This window comes from Actinoplanes sp. NPDC051861 (assembly GCF_040681145.1).
Lineage (GTDB): Bacteria > Actinomycetota > Actinomycetes > Mycobacteriales > Micromonosporaceae > Actinoplanes.
This window is the reverse complement of the sequence record NZ_JBFAYE010000003.1, coordinates 624,824-640,666: the sequence shown is the minus strand read 5'-3', so window position 1 is coordinate 640,666 and position 15,843 is coordinate 624,824. Positions and strand designations below refer to the sequence as shown.

The 15,843-nt window shown below is 72.3% G+C and carries 16 protein-coding genes; 6 read left to right on the top strand and 10 right to left on the bottom strand.

The window, feature by feature from the left end; genetic code table 11:
• The 3 genes from AB0M02_RS13785 to AB0M02_RS13775 are packed head-to-tail and all read left to right on the top strand — an operon-like array spanning position 1 to position 3,437.
• On the top strand, positions 1-1,485 hold the full coding sequence (locus AB0M02_RS13785; RefSeq protein WP_364225825.1) for a protein phosphatase 2C domain-containing protein: 1,485 nt from the start codon (positions 1-3) through the stop codon (positions 1,483-1,485).
• A 21-nt stretch (positions 1,486-1,506) separates the two neighbouring features.
• Positions 1,507-2,772, top strand: coding sequence for a VWA domain-containing protein (locus AB0M02_RS13780; RefSeq protein WP_364225823.1), 1,266 nt, complete (start codon positions 1,507-1,509; stop codon positions 2,770-2,772).
• Positions 2,769-3,437, top strand: coding sequence for an FHA domain-containing protein (locus tag AB0M02_RS13775; protein WP_364225820.1), 669 nt, complete (start codon positions 2,769-2,771; stop codon positions 3,435-3,437). The genes AB0M02_RS13780 and AB0M02_RS13775 overlap by 4 nt, the downstream gene beginning before the upstream one ends.
• A 7-nt stretch (positions 3,438-3,444) precedes the next feature.
• Here AB0M02_RS13775 and AB0M02_RS13770 read toward each other — a convergent pair whose 3' ends face one another.
• On the bottom strand, positions 3,445-3,972 hold the full coding sequence (locus AB0M02_RS13770) for a snapalysin family zinc-dependent metalloprotease (protein ID WP_364225817.1): 528 nt from the start codon (positions 3,970-3,972) through the stop codon (positions 3,445-3,447).
• 270 nt (positions 3,973-4,242) lie between these two features.
• On the opposite strand from AB0M02_RS13770, the gene AB0M02_RS13765 reads away from it, so the two are divergent.
• The gene (locus AB0M02_RS13765) at positions 4,243-5,544 is read left to right on the top strand and encodes an MFS transporter (RefSeq protein WP_364225814.1); all 1,302 of its coding nucleotides are present in this window, start codon (positions 4,243-4,245) and stop codon (positions 5,542-5,544) included.
• Positions 5,545-6,213: 669 nt separating this feature from the next.
• On the opposite strand, the gene AB0M02_RS13760 is transcribed toward AB0M02_RS13765, so the two are convergent.
• Positions 6,214-6,990 carry an inositol monophosphatase gene (locus tag AB0M02_RS13760; protein ID WP_364225812.1) on the bottom strand — a complete coding sequence of 259 codons (777 nt, stop codon included), beginning with the start codon at positions 6,988-6,990 and terminating at the stop codon, positions 6,214-6,216.
• Between the two features lie 56 nt (positions 6,991-7,046).
• Here AB0M02_RS13760 and AB0M02_RS13755 point away from each other — a divergent pair, with 56 nt between their 5' ends.
• Positions 7,047-7,427: a VOC family protein gene (locus tag AB0M02_RS13755; RefSeq protein WP_364225809.1), complete on the top strand. Its 381-nt coding sequence runs from the start codon at positions 7,047-7,049 to the stop codon at positions 7,425-7,427.
• Here AB0M02_RS13755 and AB0M02_RS13750 read toward each other — a convergent pair.
• From AB0M02_RS13750 to AB0M02_RS13740, 3 genes are all read right to left on the bottom strand, one after another.
• A complete protein-coding gene (locus AB0M02_RS13750; protein WP_364225806.1) occupies positions 7,424-7,765 on the bottom strand; it encodes an STAS domain-containing protein in 342 nt (113 codons plus the stop codon). The genes AB0M02_RS13755 and AB0M02_RS13750 overlap by 4 nt on opposite strands.
• Complete coding sequence (locus tag AB0M02_RS13745; RefSeq protein ID WP_364225803.1) at positions 7,766-8,593, bottom strand: ATP-binding protein; 828 nt, start codon at positions 8,591-8,593, stop codon at positions 7,766-7,768.
• A gap of 139 nt (positions 8,594-8,732) precedes the next feature.
• Positions 8,733-11,492 carry a DEAD/DEAH box helicase gene (locus AB0M02_RS13740; RefSeq protein ID WP_364225800.1) on the bottom strand — a complete coding sequence of 920 codons (2,760 nt, stop codon included), beginning with the start codon at positions 11,490-11,492 and terminating at the stop codon, positions 8,733-8,735.
• Positions 11,493-11,579: 87 nt separating this feature from the next.
• Between AB0M02_RS13740 and AB0M02_RS13735 the strand changes: the two genes are divergently transcribed.
• Positions 11,580-12,314, top strand: a complete 735-nt coding sequence (locus AB0M02_RS13735) for an HAD-IA family hydrolase (protein WP_364225798.1) — start codon at positions 11,580-11,582, stop codon at positions 12,312-12,314.
• On the opposite strand, the gene AB0M02_RS13730 is transcribed toward AB0M02_RS13735, so the two are convergent.
• From AB0M02_RS13730 to tatA, 5 genes are all read right to left on the bottom strand, one after another.
• Positions 12,311-12,859: a methyltransferase domain-containing protein gene (locus AB0M02_RS13730; RefSeq protein WP_364225795.1), complete on the bottom strand. Its 549-nt coding sequence runs from the start codon at positions 12,857-12,859 to the stop codon at positions 12,311-12,313. The two genes, AB0M02_RS13735 and AB0M02_RS13730, sit on opposite strands and share 4 nt — an antisense overlap.
• 19 nt (positions 12,860-12,878) lie before the next feature.
• Complete coding sequence (locus AB0M02_RS13725) at positions 12,879-13,064, bottom strand: hypothetical protein (protein ID WP_364225793.1); 186 nt, start codon at positions 13,062-13,064, stop codon at positions 12,879-12,881.
• 42 nt (positions 13,065-13,106) lie between these two features.
• Entirely contained in the window at positions 13,107-14,006 is a 900-nt protein-coding gene (locus tag AB0M02_RS13720; RefSeq protein WP_364225790.1) for a diacylglycerol kinase family protein, read from the bottom strand.
• Between the two features lie 458 nt (positions 14,007-14,464).
• Entirely contained in the window at positions 14,465-15,421 is a 957-nt protein-coding gene (gene tatC / locus AB0M02_RS13715) for a twin-arginine translocase subunit TatC (RefSeq protein ID WP_364225788.1), read from the bottom strand.
• Positions 15,422-15,431: 10 nt separating this feature from the next.
• Positions 15,432-15,746, bottom strand: a complete 315-nt coding sequence (gene tatA / locus AB0M02_RS13710) for a Sec-independent protein translocase subunit TatA (protein ID WP_364225785.1) — start codon at positions 15,744-15,746, stop codon at positions 15,432-15,434.
• Positions 15,747-15,843: the final 97 nt, after the last annotated feature.

Sequence of the window (15,843 nt, the reverse complement as noted above, 5' to 3'; positions counted from 1 at the left end):
ATGATCCTGACCGATTGCACCGCATGCGCCGACGAGCGCGCGGCCGGGGCGGCGTTCTGTGAGGTGTGCGGGCGAGAACTCGCCCCGCCGGAGGCCAACGGCGCCGACGCCACGGTGCCACTGCCGGCGGCCAACGGCGCCGACACCACCGCGCCACTACCGGCGGCCAACGGCGCCGACACCACCGCGCCACTACCGGCGGCCAACGGCGCCGACACCACCGCGCCGCTGCCGGCGGCCGACGCGACGGTCGTGCTGCCGCCCGCCGGCCCGCCCGCCGCCCCTGCGGTCGATGCGGAGGGTGCGGAGGTCACGGCTGTGTTGCCGGAGCCGGAGGAGGCCGTGGAGCTGCCGTCGCCGGGCGATCCGCCGGCCGCCGGGGAACCGGTGGCCGGGAGCACCGCGGCGGCGCCGAAGCCGGAGAAGTCGGCGAAGGACTGGATGGACTGCCCGCACTGCGGCACGCATCAGGCGGTCGGCCCGGACGGGTACTGCGAGGAGTGCGGCATGCTCGCCGGACGGCCCCGTGACCACCTGGAGGCGGACGGCGGCGCGGCCGGCGCGGCGGTGAGCGACCGAGGGCGGCGGCACCACCGCAACGAGGACGCGATGTGGCTGGCGGTCGGCGAGGCGGCCGCGGACGTGGTGGTCTGTGACGGCGTGTCGGCCTCCTACGACCCGGACGCGGCCTCGGAGATCGCGGCGCGAACGGCCGGGGAGATGCTGGCGGTCGCCCAGCACCCGGGTTCCGGCGAGCCGGAGGCCGCGGAGGAGAGCGCCGACGTCACCACGGACCTGAGCACGGCCGACGAGACGGACTCGGACAGCACCACGGTGATCGACCCGGATGCCACGACTGTCGTTCCGCGCGCTTCCGGCGTACCCGAGAAAAGCGAAACCGATGAACCTGGCCCGGCCATCGCGGTGGCCGGCGTCGTCGCCGCCGCTGTCGCCGCCGCCGCCGAAGCCGTCGCCTCGCTCGCGCACACCGGTGACCCCCGCCGCTCCGCTTCCAACCCGGCCTGCACGATCGTCGCCGCCGCCGTCCGCGGACCGCACGTCGGCTTCGGCTGGGTGGGTGACAGCCGTGCCTACTGGCTCGGCCCCGAGGGACCGGCCGAACAGCTCACCGAGGACGACTCGTGGGCCCAGCACGTCATCGCGCTCGGCGTCGACCCGGAGACCGCGATGAACGACCCGAAGGCCCACGCGATCACCGCCTGGCTCGGCGCCGACGCCGGACCGGTGCGGCCGCGCGTCGGCGCCTTCACCGTGACCCAGCCGGGGCTGCTGGTGCTCTGCAGCGACGGCCTCTGGAACTACCTGACCGACCCGGGCGCCTTCGCCGACGTGGTCCGTGCCTGCCTGGTGTCGGCGAGCGGCCCCTCGGCCCTGCTCGACGCCGCGCGGTCGCTGGTCGCGTACGCGAACAAGGCCGGCGGTGCCGACAACATCACCGTCGCCCTGGTGCCGGTCCACCCGTAGCAGCGAGTTAAGGAGACCCCAGTGCCGTACACCGCCGAGGCCTTCCAGAACGAGTACCTCGCCCTGGGCGCGAGCGAGGTCAACGCGATCGTCACCGTGACGTCCACCGGCGCCGAGGGTGGCCGCCGCACCTCCGGCGCCACCGAGATCATCATCGTGGACGCGTCCGGGTCGATGCAGGCCGAGGGGCGCATCGGTGCCGCGCGACAGGCCGCGAAGGCCGCCGTCGAGTGCATCGACGACGGCGTCCACTTCGCGATCATCGCCGGGGTGAGCACCGCCCAGCAGCTCTTCCCGGACCCCGGGCAGCTCGCGGTCGCCACGCCGGAGACCCGTGCCACCGCGTCCCGGGCGATCGACCGGCTGCAGCCCGGCGGCGGCACCGCGATGGGCGCCTGGCTGCTGCTCGCCGCCCAGCTGTTCCAGATGCGGCCCGGCGACATCGCGCACGCGATCCTGCTCACCGACGGCGACAACGGCGAGCGGTACGGCTACCTGGAGAGCGTGCTCGAGACGATCTCCGGCAAGTTCACCTGTGACTGCCGCGGTGTCGGCACCAACTGGAAGGTCTCCGAGCTCCGCAAGATCTCCTCCGCGCTGCTCGGCACGGTCGACATCGTCGCCAAGCCGATGGACCTGACCGCGGCGTTCGAGCAGATGATGACCTCGGCGATGGGCAAGACCAGCGCCGACGTGCAGCTCAAGGTCTGGACGCCGGTCAACACCACGGTCCGGTACGTCAAGCAGGTCGAGCCGCAGGTCGTCGACCTGACCGGCAAGCGGGTGCAGGACGGGCCGCGCGCCGGGCGGTACCCGCTGGGGGCCTGGGGCCAGGAGAGCCGCGACTACCACGTCTGCATCGACGTGAACCCGGGTGCGGCGGGCGACGAGATGCTCGCCGCCCGGATCTCGATCGTCGAGGGTGACACGGTGCACGCGCAGTCGCTGGTCCGGGCGGTGTGGACGGACGACACCGCGCTGTCCACGCGGATCAACCGGCAGGTCGCCCACTACACCGGGCAGGCGGAGCTGGCGGAGGCGATCCAGGCGGGCATCGCGGCGCGGGAGGCGGGGGACGATCGTACGGCGACGCTGAAGTTCGGGCGGGCCGCGCAGCTCGCGCACTCCAGCGGCAACAAGGCGACCGAGGACCTGCTGGCCAAGGTGGTGGACATCGAGGACGCGGCCACCGGGACGGTGCGGCTGCGGCGCAGGGTGAGCGCGGAGGACGAGATGGCTCTGGACACCCGGTCGACCAAGACGGTCCGGGTGGGGCGGGCGCAGTGACCTCGTACGTCTGCCCGAAGGGGCACACCTCGGCGGAGAGCGACTTCTGCGACACCTGCGGTGCACGGATCTCGCCTTCCGCCGAGCCCTCGGCCTCTCCGTCATCCGCTCCGACGGCAGTTCTCGCGGAGCCCGCTCCGGCTGCCGGGCCGCAGTGCCCGCACTGCGGCACCCCGCGCAGCGGGACCGCCCGGTTCTGTGAGGACTGCGGCTTCGACCACACCACCGGGAAGATCCCGCAGCTGGTCGCACCCTCGGAGGCGGTGGCGGCCGACTGGACCGCGACCGTCTTCGCCGACCGCGCCTACTTCGACCTCAACGAGACCGACGGGGTCGACTTCCCGCAGGACTCACCGGAGCGGACGGTGATCCTGGCCCCGCCGCAGGTCCGGATCGGCCGGCGCAGCGCCTCCAAGGGCACCGACCCGGAGCTGGACCTCTCCGAGACCCCGGCCGACCCCGGGGTCTCGCACAGCCACGCCCTGCTGACGCTGAGCGTGGACGGGGTGTGGCTGGTCTCCGATCTGGGCTCGACGAACGGGACGTACCTCAATGACGAGGACCGTCCGCTCGGCGCGGGCCAGTCGCGTCTGCTCAAGGACGGCGACCAGGTCCACGTCGGCGTCTGGACCACGATCACGCTGCACGCCCCGCCCGCCGGCTAGCCGTTTCCTACTGCCAGGCGTAAACCTGGGGCGAGACCGCCACCGTGGTGGCGAAGTTGCTGTTCACGGTCGACGCCTCCCGGCTGTTCGGGTTGGCGTTCGTGCAGCTCACCGGGGCGCTGCTGCCGGACATCAGGTCGGCGCAGAGTCCGGTGCGGCGGTCCGGCAGGCCGAGCAGGTGGCCGAACTCGTGCGCGGCGATCCGGGGCTGGTAGTAGCCCTGGTTCACCGCCTGGCGGCCCATGTACCAGCGGCCGTTGCCGAGCGAGGTGGTCTGCGCGCGCGGCCAGCCGTTGTCGGCGTAGACCCGGATGTTCGGGGTGCGCCCGGCGGTCACCGGCTCGAGCCGGACGTTGGTGACCCGGCTGTTCCAGATCTGCGCGCCCTGGTGCACCACACTCACGAACTCCTGGGCCTGGCTCGCGTCGTAGTACAGGACACGCGGGGCGGCCTGCGCGGGCGCGGCGCTGATAGCCTGAACGCCGCCGAGCGCGGCGACGGCACAGAGCGCGGCCATGACTCTTCGGAGGATCATCGGTGTCTCCTTCGGGGGACGGGGGAAACCTGCACCCGACCCTAGGAAATCCAATGATCCTTATCGATGGTTAAGGTCATACCAGTTGCCGCCGGTGCACCGAGTGATGGACTGCCCCTGCTACGGACGGGAGAGGTAATGCGCCTCGACATGGTCACGGTCTCCGCTTCGCCGCGAGAGCACGCCGCCGCCTAGAGACGCGAGCGGTGTTCGCTCCTCGCCGCGGAGCGGTCCACGACGACCGTTTCCTTCCTGGCTCGAGGAGCTCTTTTGCGTACCCTCTTCGGCCCGCGTATCGGCGCGGGCTTCAACCGTCTGTGGGCCGCTTCGGCGGTCTCCAACCTGGGCGACGGGGTCACCATGGTGGCCGGCCCACTCCTGCTCGTCTCCCTGACCGACAACCCCGCACTCATCGCCGGCGGCGTCTTCGCCGGTCAGGCGCCGTGGCTGCTGTTCGCCCTGATCAGCGGTGCCTGGGCGGACCGGCTCGACCGCCGCCGCCTGATCGTCGCGGTCAACCTGGTCCGGGCCCTCGCGCTCGCGGCACTCACCGCCGCGGTCGCGACCGGCCAGGCGACCGTCTGGCTGGTCTACGCCGTCGTGTTCGTCCTGGGGGTGGCCGAGACCCTCGCCGACACGGCCGCCGGCGCGCTCGTGCCCGCGATCGTGCCCGCCGAACACCTGGACCGGGCCAACGCCCGCTTCGGCTTCACGTTCACCGTCATCAACCAGTTCGCCGCGAAGCCCCTCGGAGCATGGCTGTTCGGACTCTCCGCGGCGATCCCGTTCGGCCTGGACGCCGTCACGTTCGCCGTCTCCGCCCTGCTGGTCCTGACCCTGCCACCGATCCCCGCCGCCGATCCCGAACCGCGCCGCGGCCTGTTCACCGAGATCGGCGAGGGCCTGACCTGGCTCTGGCGGCACCGCCTGCTCCGCACCCTCGCGCTGGCCATGGGCCTCGGCAACATCGCCTTCTGCGCGGCCTTCGCGACGTTCGTCCTCTACGCCCGCGACCGCCTGGGCCTCTCCTCCGTGGGCTTCGGCTTCCTGCTGACCGCCTTCGCCGTAGGTGGCGTCCTCGGCTCCCTCACCGCCGTCCGCCTGGCCCGCTCACTCGGCGCCACCACCGTCCTGCGGGCCGGCCTCCTTATCGAGGTCGCCTTCCACCTGGTCCTGGCCGTCACCACCCACCCGCTGGTCGCCGCGGCCGCGATCGTCGTCTTCGGCGTACACACGATGGTCTGGGGCGTCACGGTCTCGACGCTGCGCCAGCGCCTGGTCCCGTCCCGCCTGTTCGGCCGGGTGGGCAGCGTCTACACCCTCCTGGAGTCCGGCGGCGCCGCCGCGCTGGGCACCCTGATCGGCGGCCTCCTGGCCACGGTCTGGTCCCTGACCACGCCGTTCTATCTGGCCGCGCTGTCCATGGCCGCCATCGCCGCGGTCGCCTGGAAACCCATGTCCCTGGCCTCCAAAGCAACCCCGACCACCACCCCCGCCGACTCCCATACCGCGCACAGCCCCGACTCCCCCCACCTCCCCTCCTCCGTTCCCAACACACCCCACCTTCCGTAGTTCCAAACGCCGCGGGCGGCTCCAGGCCCCAGCCAGGAACCGCCCGCGGCACCCCCAGGTCCCACCTCACCCGCCACGTCGGGCACCACCTCACCCCGCCGCCTCACCCACCACCTCGCGCACCACCTCAGGTGCCGCCTCACCCGCCACCTCGGGCACCACCTCAGGTGCCGCCTCACCGCGATCCGGCGCTTCGTGCCGGAAATTTCGCGTTATAGACGGCTGCTGCCTCCCGGGCCGCGAGATCTTGGCGAGTTCGGGCTCAAATACGGGCGCAACTCTCCAAGATCTCGCAGGAATCTCGCGTGGCCATCGCGCGAGGCGGCGGCGCGCGTCACGCATCCAGTCGCGAGCTGTCGCGCACGCAGTCGCGAGCGGACATGAGCGGTCGCGCCAGCGGACATGAGCGGTCGCGCCAGCGGACGCGGGCGGCGCGGGCGACGCGGCCAGGCACGCGGGCGCGCGGGCGGGACGGGCGGGACCGGCGAGACGCGGGCGGGCGGGACGCGGGCGGGACCGGCGAGACGCGGGCGGGCGGGACGCGGGCGGGACGGGCGTGACGGGCGGCGCGGGCGGGCGCACGGGACGCGGGCGCGCGGGTGGGACGGGCGGCGCGGGTGGGACGGGCGCGGGTGGGACGGCGAGACTGGGTGACGGGCCGGGAGGGGATCAGTCGGCGAGGAGTTCGAGGGCCTGATCCCGCAGGTCGGCGTTGGCGGTGAACAGGGACGGCCCCGCCGCGGGACCCACCCGGCCGTCGACGCCTCGATAGAAACCGCCCGCCTCCTCGATGATCAGGGAGGTGGCCGCGAAGTCCCACACCGATCCGCACGTCTGGACCGCGACGTCCAGGTCCCCACGGGCGATCATCAACGGCGGGTGCAACGGCCACGAGACCTCGTCCGCCACGTCCAGCAGAGGCGCCGCCACCTCGCGTCCCCACGCCGGCACCACACCGAGCCGGCTGTCCGAGATCTTGCGGGCGGCGTCCGCGGCCACCGAGATCCGAACCTCGTCGGCGACGCGGCCGTTGTCGAGGCGTCCCTCGTACGCCCCCTGCCCTGACGCCGCGGAGAAGATGCGCGCAAGCGCGGGCACCGCCGCAACCCCCACCGTGATCTCGCCGTGTTCCTCGAGGGCAACGAGCACGAGCCAGCGATCATCCCCGGCCACGAACAGTGCCGTCCCGTCGATCGGGTCGATGATCCAGCGACGGCCGCCGGTGCCGGACGTCTCGCCCTCCTCCTCGCCGAGGATCGCGTCGCCGGGACGCGCCGCGGTCAGCACCGAGCGGATCGTCGCCTCGACCGCGCGGTCGGCGCGGGTGACGATGGAGCCGTCCTCCTTCACCTCGCGCGGCAGGTCGGCAACAGCCGCGTAGTGGCGCATCGCTTCGGCGGCACCGGCGATCGCCGCTGCCCGGGCCAGGTTGAGATCGTCGTTCACGATTCCATCCTGCCCGCCCGGGGTGAACGGTGTGCGAAGTACCTTAGGGTCGGATCATGCATCGAAGCCGCCTTTTCGGATTGTTCATCGACACCCCGTCCGCGGAGGCCGCGACCGCCGCGACGTTCTGGTCGGCGGCCCTGGGCACGCCCGCGCGGCCGGTGCCGGGCGAGGAGGAGTTCATCCAGCTCCAGGGTGCGGTCGCCGGTTTCGCCGTGGACGTGCAGGCCGTCGGTGACGCGCCGCGCTACCACGTGGACATCGAGACCGACGACGTCGCGGCCGAGCGGGAGCGGCTGATCGGCCTGGGCGCGGCCGTCGTGGTCGACCACGGCGGCCACACGACGCTGCGGGCTCCGGGCGGCCACCTGTTCTGCGTCGTGCCGGTGCAGAGCGAGCAGACCCTGTTCGACAGCACCGCCCGCACCTGGAGCTAGCCGGCCTCCAGGTGGAACAGGTCGGCGGCGCGGGTGGCTCGCAGCAGCCAGCGCAGATGTGGCTGCGGATCATGGAGGTGGCAGGTCGCCTGCCGGGCCTCGGCCACCCGCCGGGCCGCCACCAGCATGCGCAGCCCGGCCGCGTCGCAGAAGTCGACCTCGGCGAGGTCGATGTGCACTTGGCGGACCGGGGCGCCGAACCCGACGAGGTCGTAGACCTGGGCCAGATCGTAGAGCTGGGTCTGCAGCGCGCTCACCGACATCGCGTCGAGGCTGCCGCGCAGGGTGATCAGTAGACGGTCGCCGTCCCGGGAACCCACGATCCGGGTACCAGTCATCTAGGGAACCTCCGGCCGCGCTCGGACGATCGCCCACACGAGCTTGCCGCTGCGGGCCGGCAGGGCGCCCCAGGCGGAGGCGGCCGCGCCGACGATGCGCAGGCCGAGCCCGCGGTCGACGAGGGACGGGCCGAGCGGGCCGGACACCGGATCGCGCAGCCGGGGCAGCATCAGGTCGCCGTCGTAGACGGCCAGGTGCAGCGCGGCCGCCGGACCGGACCCGCGCGCCGAGATGATCACCTCGATGTCGGTGCCGGCGTGCTCGGCGGCGTTGACGACGAGTTCGGAGACGACCAGGCGGGCCCGCTGGCCCAGGTGCTGCAGGCCCCAGTCGCGGCAGGCGTCGTTGACCAGGCCGCGGGCGGACATCGCGGCGGCGGTGTCCGGTGGCAGCGCCAGGTGCATCCGGTCGGGCAGGACGTGCCGCCCGGCGACGGCGGCGCGGGCCTGCGAGACGGTGGCGTAGAGGACGAGCCAGTCCCGGGCGCCGAGCCGGGTCATCCGGCGTGCCAGGGGCGCGTTGGCCCGGGTGCAGATCGCGATGGTGACCGGCGGTTCCATGGCGGCCGCCTGGGAGCACGCGGTCAGCCACAGCGGCGCGCTGACCGCGTGCGGGTCGCTGAGCTCGTGCAGGTCGACGACGATGCCGCTGGGGTGTTCGGCCAGGCACTTGTCGAGGACCGTGCGGGCCTGCGTGGACAGCGAACGGTCCCAGCCGCCCCACACCGAGAACTCGATCACCGCGGTGTCGGCGTCGATGACCGCCAGCACCGAGTCCGTCAGGGCGTCACCGGACCAGCCGATCAGATGCGGTGAGCCCGCGGTCATCGCGCCCTTCTCCCGGAATCTCCGTCAGCGACGTCTGTGCTGCCGCCCGCAATTCTTGATTTGTCCGGAAGATCTCGTCAACGCAGATTCACCATCCGCGACGATCGCCTCCGGGGAGCCGGCGATCCCCTCCGGGGAGTCAGAGACCTCCCTGCAGCGCGAGGACGCCACGGTTGACCGCGGTGACCGCCTTACGAGCTGTCTCCTTGACGCTGGGTGACGCGGCGCCGGCCTCCCGGATCTGCCCGAGGAGGTCGAGGACCTGCCGCGCCCAGCGCACGAAGTCACCGGCCGGCATGTCCGCGTCGTACTGATGGCCGCTGGCGAGGACGCGGGCGAGCGGCTCACCGCGGGCCCACCGGAACATCGGCCACACGAAGCCGGGGTCGGGCTCGCGGGTCAGCGACAGGCCGTGCTCGCTCTCGTCCGCGGCGATCTCCCCCCACAGCTTGGCGCAGGCGTCCACGGCCGCGGTGATCGGGCCCTTCGGCACGGAGGCGCGGTCCTCGCCCTCGCGCCGCGACTCGTAGAGCACCATGGAGACCGCCGCGGCCAGCTCGTCGGGGGCCAGGCCGTCCCAGACGCCCTGGCGCAGGCACTCGGCCACCAGCAGGTCGGCCTCGGACCAGATCCGGCCGAGCGTGCGGCCGGCGTCGGTGACCTCGCCGTCGGCGGACAGGTAACCACGGGTGGTCAGCACCGCGCACACCTCGTCGAACGTGCGCGCGAGGGAGCCGGTCCGCCCGGCGACCTTGTCCCGCAGCGCGTCGGTGTCGCGCAGCAGCCGGTGCCGGCGTTCGGCCCAGCGCGCGTGGTCCTCCCGCTCCGGGCAGGCGTGGCACGGGTGCTGCCGCAGCTGCACCTTGAGCAGCGCGATCTCGGCATCCTCACCCGGAGTGCCGCGGTTGCGGCTGCGTCGCCGGTCCGGGTGGCGATCCAAACCGGTCGCGCTCACCTGCGCGGCAAGGTCGCGGCGCGCGCCCGGCGAGCGATGGTTGAAATTCTTGGGTACGCGAACCCGCGCCAGAACCTCCACCTCGCCGCCGAAGTCCCCCGGGCTGACCCGCCCCGCCCACCGGTCCTGGGTCAGCACGAGCGGCCGAGGCTCCCCGAACCCGCTCGCCGCCGGCTCCAGCACCACGGCCAGTCCCGCACGCCGTCCCTGCGGCACCCGGATCACGTCACCGATCCGCAGCTTCTCCAGGGAACCCACCGCCGCCGACCGGCGCTGCGCGACACCCTGCCGGGCGAGGGACTTCTCCCGGTCGGCGATGGCGACACGGATCCCGAAGTACTCGTCGAAGTCGCCGTGGTGGCAGGCGGCGTCCTCCCCGTACGTCTGCATGGTCTCGACGTTGCGCTGGACCTGCCGCGCCAGGCCGACCACCGAGCGGTCCGCCTGGAACTGGGCGAATGAGCTCTCCAGGAGCTCCCGGGACTTCTCCGCGCCGACCGTGCCGACCAGGTTGACCGCCATGTTGTAGGACGGCCGGAACGAGGAGCGCAACGGATAGGTCCGGGTGGAGGCGAGCCCGGCAACGTGGCGCGGGTCGACGTCCGGGCTCCACAGCACCACGGCGTGGCCCTCGACGTCGATGCCGCGCCGCCCGGCCCGGCCGGTCAGCTGCGTGTACTCCCCCGGGGTCAGGTCGACGTGGGCCTCGCCGTTGTACTTGACCAGGCGCTCCAGCACCACGCAGCGGGCCGGCATGTTGATGCCCAGCGCCAGGGTCTCGGTGGCGAACACCGCCTTGACCAGGCCCTTGACGAAGCACTCCTCGACCGCCTCCTTGAAGGCGGGCAGCATCCCGGCGTGGTGGGCGGCGACACCGCGTTCCAGGCCGTCGAGCCACTCCCAGTAGCCCAGCACGGACAGGTCCTCGGCCGGGATGCTGGCGACCTTGGCCGAGACGATGCGGCGGATCTCCGCGCGCTCCTCCGGGTCGGTGAGCCGCAGCCCGGCGGCCAGGCACTGCTGGACGGCCGCGTCGCAGGCGGCCCGGCTGAAGATGAACACGATGGCCGGCAGCAGCCCGGCGCGCTCGAGGCGGTCGATCACCTCGGCGCGCGGCGGCGGTGTCCAGCGGCGGCCCCGGCCACCACCCCGCCCGTTCCACCCGGAGGCCCGGTCGGTGAACTCGAGGCGGCGCTCCATCTCCCGCGTGTAGCGCAGCAACTCGGGGTGCACGTCGTGCTTCTTGGCCGCGTCGGCGTCGTGGAACAGGTCGAACATGCGGCGCCCGACCAGCATGTGCTGCCAGAGCGGCACCGGCCGGTGCTCGCTGACCACGACCTCGGTCTGCCCGCGGACGGTGACCAGCCAGTCGGCGAACTCCTCGTAGTTGCTGACCGTGGCGCTCAGCGACACCAGCGTGACCGACGCCGGGAGGTGGATGATCACTTCCTCCCAGACCGCGCCGCGGAACCGGTCGGCCAGGTAGTGGACCTCGTCCATCACCACGTACGCCAAACCGCGCAGCTGGTCGGACCCGGAGTAGAGCATGTTGCGCAGCACCTCGGTGGTCATCACCACCACGGGCGCGTCGCCGTTGATCGCGTTGTCGCCGGTGAGCAGCCCGACCTTGTCGGCGCCGTAGCGCTGCACGAGGTCGTGATATTTCTGGTTGGACAGCGCCTTGATCGGCGTGGTGTAGAAGCACTTGCGCTCGCCGGACCGCAGCGCGAGGTGCACCGCGAACTCGCCGACGACCGTCTTGCCGGCGCCGGTCGGTGCGCAGACCAGCACGCCGCTGCCCCGCTCCAGGACCTCGCACGCCGACCGCTGGAAGTCGTCGAGGTCGAAGCCGACGTCGAGCATGAAGTCCTCGAGCGCCGGGAACTCGGCGACCCGCGCCGCCCGCCTCTTGGAAGCCGCGTACCGTTCGGCGGGACTCGTCATGACCACCAGGCTAGTTCGTGGATATGACAGTTTGCGACACGGTGGTGGCTGCCGGGCCGGTCCGGGCCGATCGGTATCGTGCAACGCGTGCCGGATGCCTACGAACACCCTCCCCATCCCGTGCGGCCGGTCGAGGCGGTGCTGTTCGACTTCCACGGCACGCTGGCCCAGGTGGAGGATCCCCTGACCTGGGTCGTCGCGGCAGCCGCCGCCTGTGGTGCGGTGCTCGACCGTGGCCGGGCCACCATCCTGGCCGACCGCCTGCTCACCGCCGGGCGCGCCGGTGGGCCGCTGCCGCACCGGGTGCCGCCGCACCTGGCCGAGCACTGGGCCGACCGGGATCTGTACGCGCACAGTCACCGCGCCGCCTACACGGGCCTGGCGTCGACCGTGCACACCGACGTGGAGGGTCTTGCCGACGCCCTCTACGAGCGGCTGCTCGTGCCGGACGGCTGGTTGCCCTATCCGGACACCGAACCGACCCTGCGCCGCCTGCACGACGCCGGCATCAAGGTGGCGGTGGTCAGCAACATCGGCTTCGACATCCGGCCGCTGTTCGCGAGCTGGGGCCTGGACTCACTGATCGACGCGTACGCGCTGAGCTTCGAGATCGGCCGCGTCAAGCCGGACCCGGCGATCTTCCTGCGCGCGTGCGGCATGCTCGGCGCGGACCCCGAGCGCACCCTGATGGTCGGCGACTCCCCCGCCGACGCCGGAGCGGTGAAGGCCGGATGCGCCGCGCTGGTCCTGCCGGCCGCCGAGCCGGGCCGGGTCAACGGCCTGAGCGCCACTCTCGCCCTGGCCGGGTGCTCAGCAGCCTAAAGAAACGCCCGGAACCGCACGCTGCGCCCCGCCACGGACGTCTTCACCTGCGAGAACCCGGCCGCCCGCAACCGCTCCGGCAGAGTCCCCGGATCAACGGTCACCATCGTGTCCGCAAGATGCAGCAGCCGGAACGTCGTACTCACCAGGCTGTCGCTCCCGGCGAACACCCCACCGGGCCGCAGCACCCGCCGCACCTCCGCGAACAGCCGATCCTGCGCCTGAGGCGACGGCACGTGGTGCAGCATCGTGAAGCAGACCGCCCCGCTGAACGTCGCGTCCGGGAACGGCAGCCGCGTGCCGTCACCGCGCACCACGCTCACGCCGCCGCGCCGCAGCCGCCCGGCCAGCGCCCCGTCGATCTCCACGGCGGTCAGCCGGTGGTCGCCGCCGGCGAGAACTCGCGTGGTCGCCCCGAACCCCGGGCCGATCTCGAGCACCCGGTCGCCCAGGTCGGTGCCGCGCAGCACCCACGGCACCAGCCGCTCCCGGGCGGTCCGCTCCCACCAGGCCGAGCGGCAGAGAAGGTTATGGATGCGATTCACACCGCACAGCTTGCCGCCCTCAGGCGTAGCAGTCGAGCACCGTCCCGCGGCGGCTCCGCTTGGCCGCCTCCTCGGACGGCTTGGCGGCGGTCTCCGGGCTGGTGGCCGCCTCCGCCATCGCCTTGAACGCCTCACGCGCGCTGCCGAAGACCGACGACGCCATGGAAGCCATCGAGTTGACGTTGCTACCGATCGTGTTGGTCATGCCAGACACGTTCGGCCCGTCCGGGAGAATCTGACCCGTAACTCAGCGCAGCAACCGGACCGCACCCGGCACGCACGTGACGTCGAGCGGCAGCGGGCCCAGTCGCTCGCCGTCGGCGTACCCGATGATGCCCTCCGCCTCGATCCGCACCCGGCGCGCCCGCAGCACGGTGACCCTCGGATCGGTGACGTGCGTGCCCTGCCGCAGGCGGGGCTTGAGGCGCGTGAGGTGCACGCGGCCCAGCGGCGCCGCGAAGATCACGTCGAGCAGCCCGTCCGCCGGATCCGCGCCGGGCAGGATCCGCATCCCGCCGCCATAGCTCGCGCAGTTACCCACCGCGACGATCTCCGCCGGGAAGGAATGCGCGGTGTCATCGATGTGCACGGTGTAACTGCGCGCCCGCAGCCGCGCCAGCTCGAGCAGGATGGCCAGGTCGTAGCGTCGCGGACCCTTCGGGCGCCGCATCCGGTTGGCGCGTTCGTTCACCAGGGCGTCGAAGCCGGCCGCCAGCACCGCGCAGAACCATCGCTGCTCACCCTGGGCGTCTTCGGTCCGGGCCAGATCAAACCGGTGGTCCCGCTGATCACGCAACGCCGCGCTGATCGCCTCCGCGGCCTTCAAAGGATCATGGGGTACGCCGACCGCGCTCGCGAAGTCGTTACCCGTCCCGGCCGGCACCACCCCGAAGCCGACAGCTCCGCCCGCCACAGCTTGCAACGCACGGTGAACAGTGCCGTCACCACCGACAGCGACGACCGCCGCCGCGCCCTCCGCCACCGCCCGGTGGCACGCCGCCTCCGCCTCGGCCCCGCTCCCCGCTTCCAGCAGCCGCACCGGCCGCCCGCCGGCCCCGAGCGCCTGCATCACGCCCGGCAGCAGCCCCCGGTGCCGCCCCCGCCCCGCCGAGGGGTTGGCCAGCACCCCGACAAATCCCGTCGTCACAGCCGAGCACGCTACGCCCCCACCCCCGCGTGTGAAGTTCGCCCCCGCTCCACACCCCAACTCAACACGCAACATCGCGCGCGCCCCCGCGTGTGAAGTTCGCCCCCGCTCCGCACCCCAACTCAACACGCAACGTCGCGCGCGCCCCCGCGTGTGAAGTTCGCCCCCGCTCCGCACCCCAACTCAACACGCAACGTCGCGCGCGCCCCCGCGTGTGAAGTTCGGCCCCACTCCGCACCCCAACTCAACACGCAACGTCGCGCGCGCCCCCGCGTGTGAAGTTCGGCCCCACTCCACACCCCAACTCAACACACAACGTCGCGCGCGCCCCCGCGTGTGAAGTTCGGCCCCGCTCCGCACCCCAACTCCACACGCAACGTCGCGCGCGCCCCCGCGGATGCGAAACCGCCGCGCTCCCGTGGCGGGAGCGCGGCGGTCAGGACGTCCGCACGGGCGGCTCAGGTCATGTCGTCGAAGCGGCGCTCCAGCGAGGCCGGCCGATCAACCGGAGCCGGCGCGTCGATGGCCGTAGGCGCCTCGATCGGGTCGGACGCGCCCACCGGCACCCGCTCCTCCTCCAGCGGCGACAGCTGATCGTCGTCCAGGCCCGCGTAGATCTCCTTACCCCGGCCCCGGCGGCGGTCGTTGATGAACGCCACGCCGACGGCGATGAAGTACAGCGCGGACAGCGACGCCGCCAGCAGCGTCATGCCGAACGGCCCCGGGTCCGGTGTCGCGACCGCGGCGAACGCGAACGACAGGAACACCACGACCCGCCACCAGCTGAGCAGCCGGCGGGCGCTCGCCACGCCGGTGAAGTTCAGCATGAGCAGGATCAGCGGGAACTCGAACGCGACCCCGAACAGCAGGATCATGCTGGTCACGAAGTCGACGTACGCCGAGGCCTCGAGTGTCGTCCCGGCACCGGTGACACCGGCGTCGAGCAGGAACTCCAGACCCTTGTCGACCACCGCGTACGCCAGCACCGCGCCGCCGGCGAACAGCGGGGCGGCGAGGGCGACGAACACGTACGCCCATTTGCGCTCGTGCCGGTGCAGGCCCGGTGCGATGAACGCCCACAGCTGGTAGAGCCAGACCGGTGCGCTCACCACGATCCCGACCCACAGCGCGATCTTCAACTTGATGATGAAGCCGGTGGCCGGGGAGAGCTGGACGAACTCCTTGCAGGCGCCGTTGGCGTCAATGGCGCCCGGCAGGCTGCAGTACGGCTCCTTGAGCAGGTCGAACGTCGCCTGCGACAGGACGAACCCGACGACCAGGCCGACGACCAGGCCGAGCGAGGCGACGAAGAGCCGGTTGCGCAGCTCCCGGACGTGCTCGATGAGCGTCATCGAGCCGTCGGAGGCCTGCTGGAACTTGGTCGGTCCCTTCTTGAGGCGCAGGCTCAGTGCCATCGGTGGATGATCAGCGCTCGTTGGTGCGCTGGACCGGGTCCACGTACGGCTGGGCGGCCGGCGGCTGCTGCTGATAGCCGGGCGGCGGCGCCTGCTGCTGCTGGTAGGGCTGCTGGACCTCGCCCTGCAACGGCGTGCGGCTGTGCTGCGGCTCGGCCTTCTCCGCGACGTTGTTGTCGTCGTCGACGAGACCCTTGGTCTCGGCCTTGATGATCCGCAGCGAGCGCCCCAGCGAGCGAGCCGCGTCCGGCAGCCGCTTCGCGCCGAACAGCAGCACGAGCACGACGACGAGAACGATGATGTGCCATGGCTTGAGGACGCTCATGGGGTGGACTCCAGACGGGTCGGATCAGGTTGCGGGGTCCATCGTACGTGTGGTTTCCCACGAAGTCGGCCAGCGGACGCCCAGGGATTCTTATGAT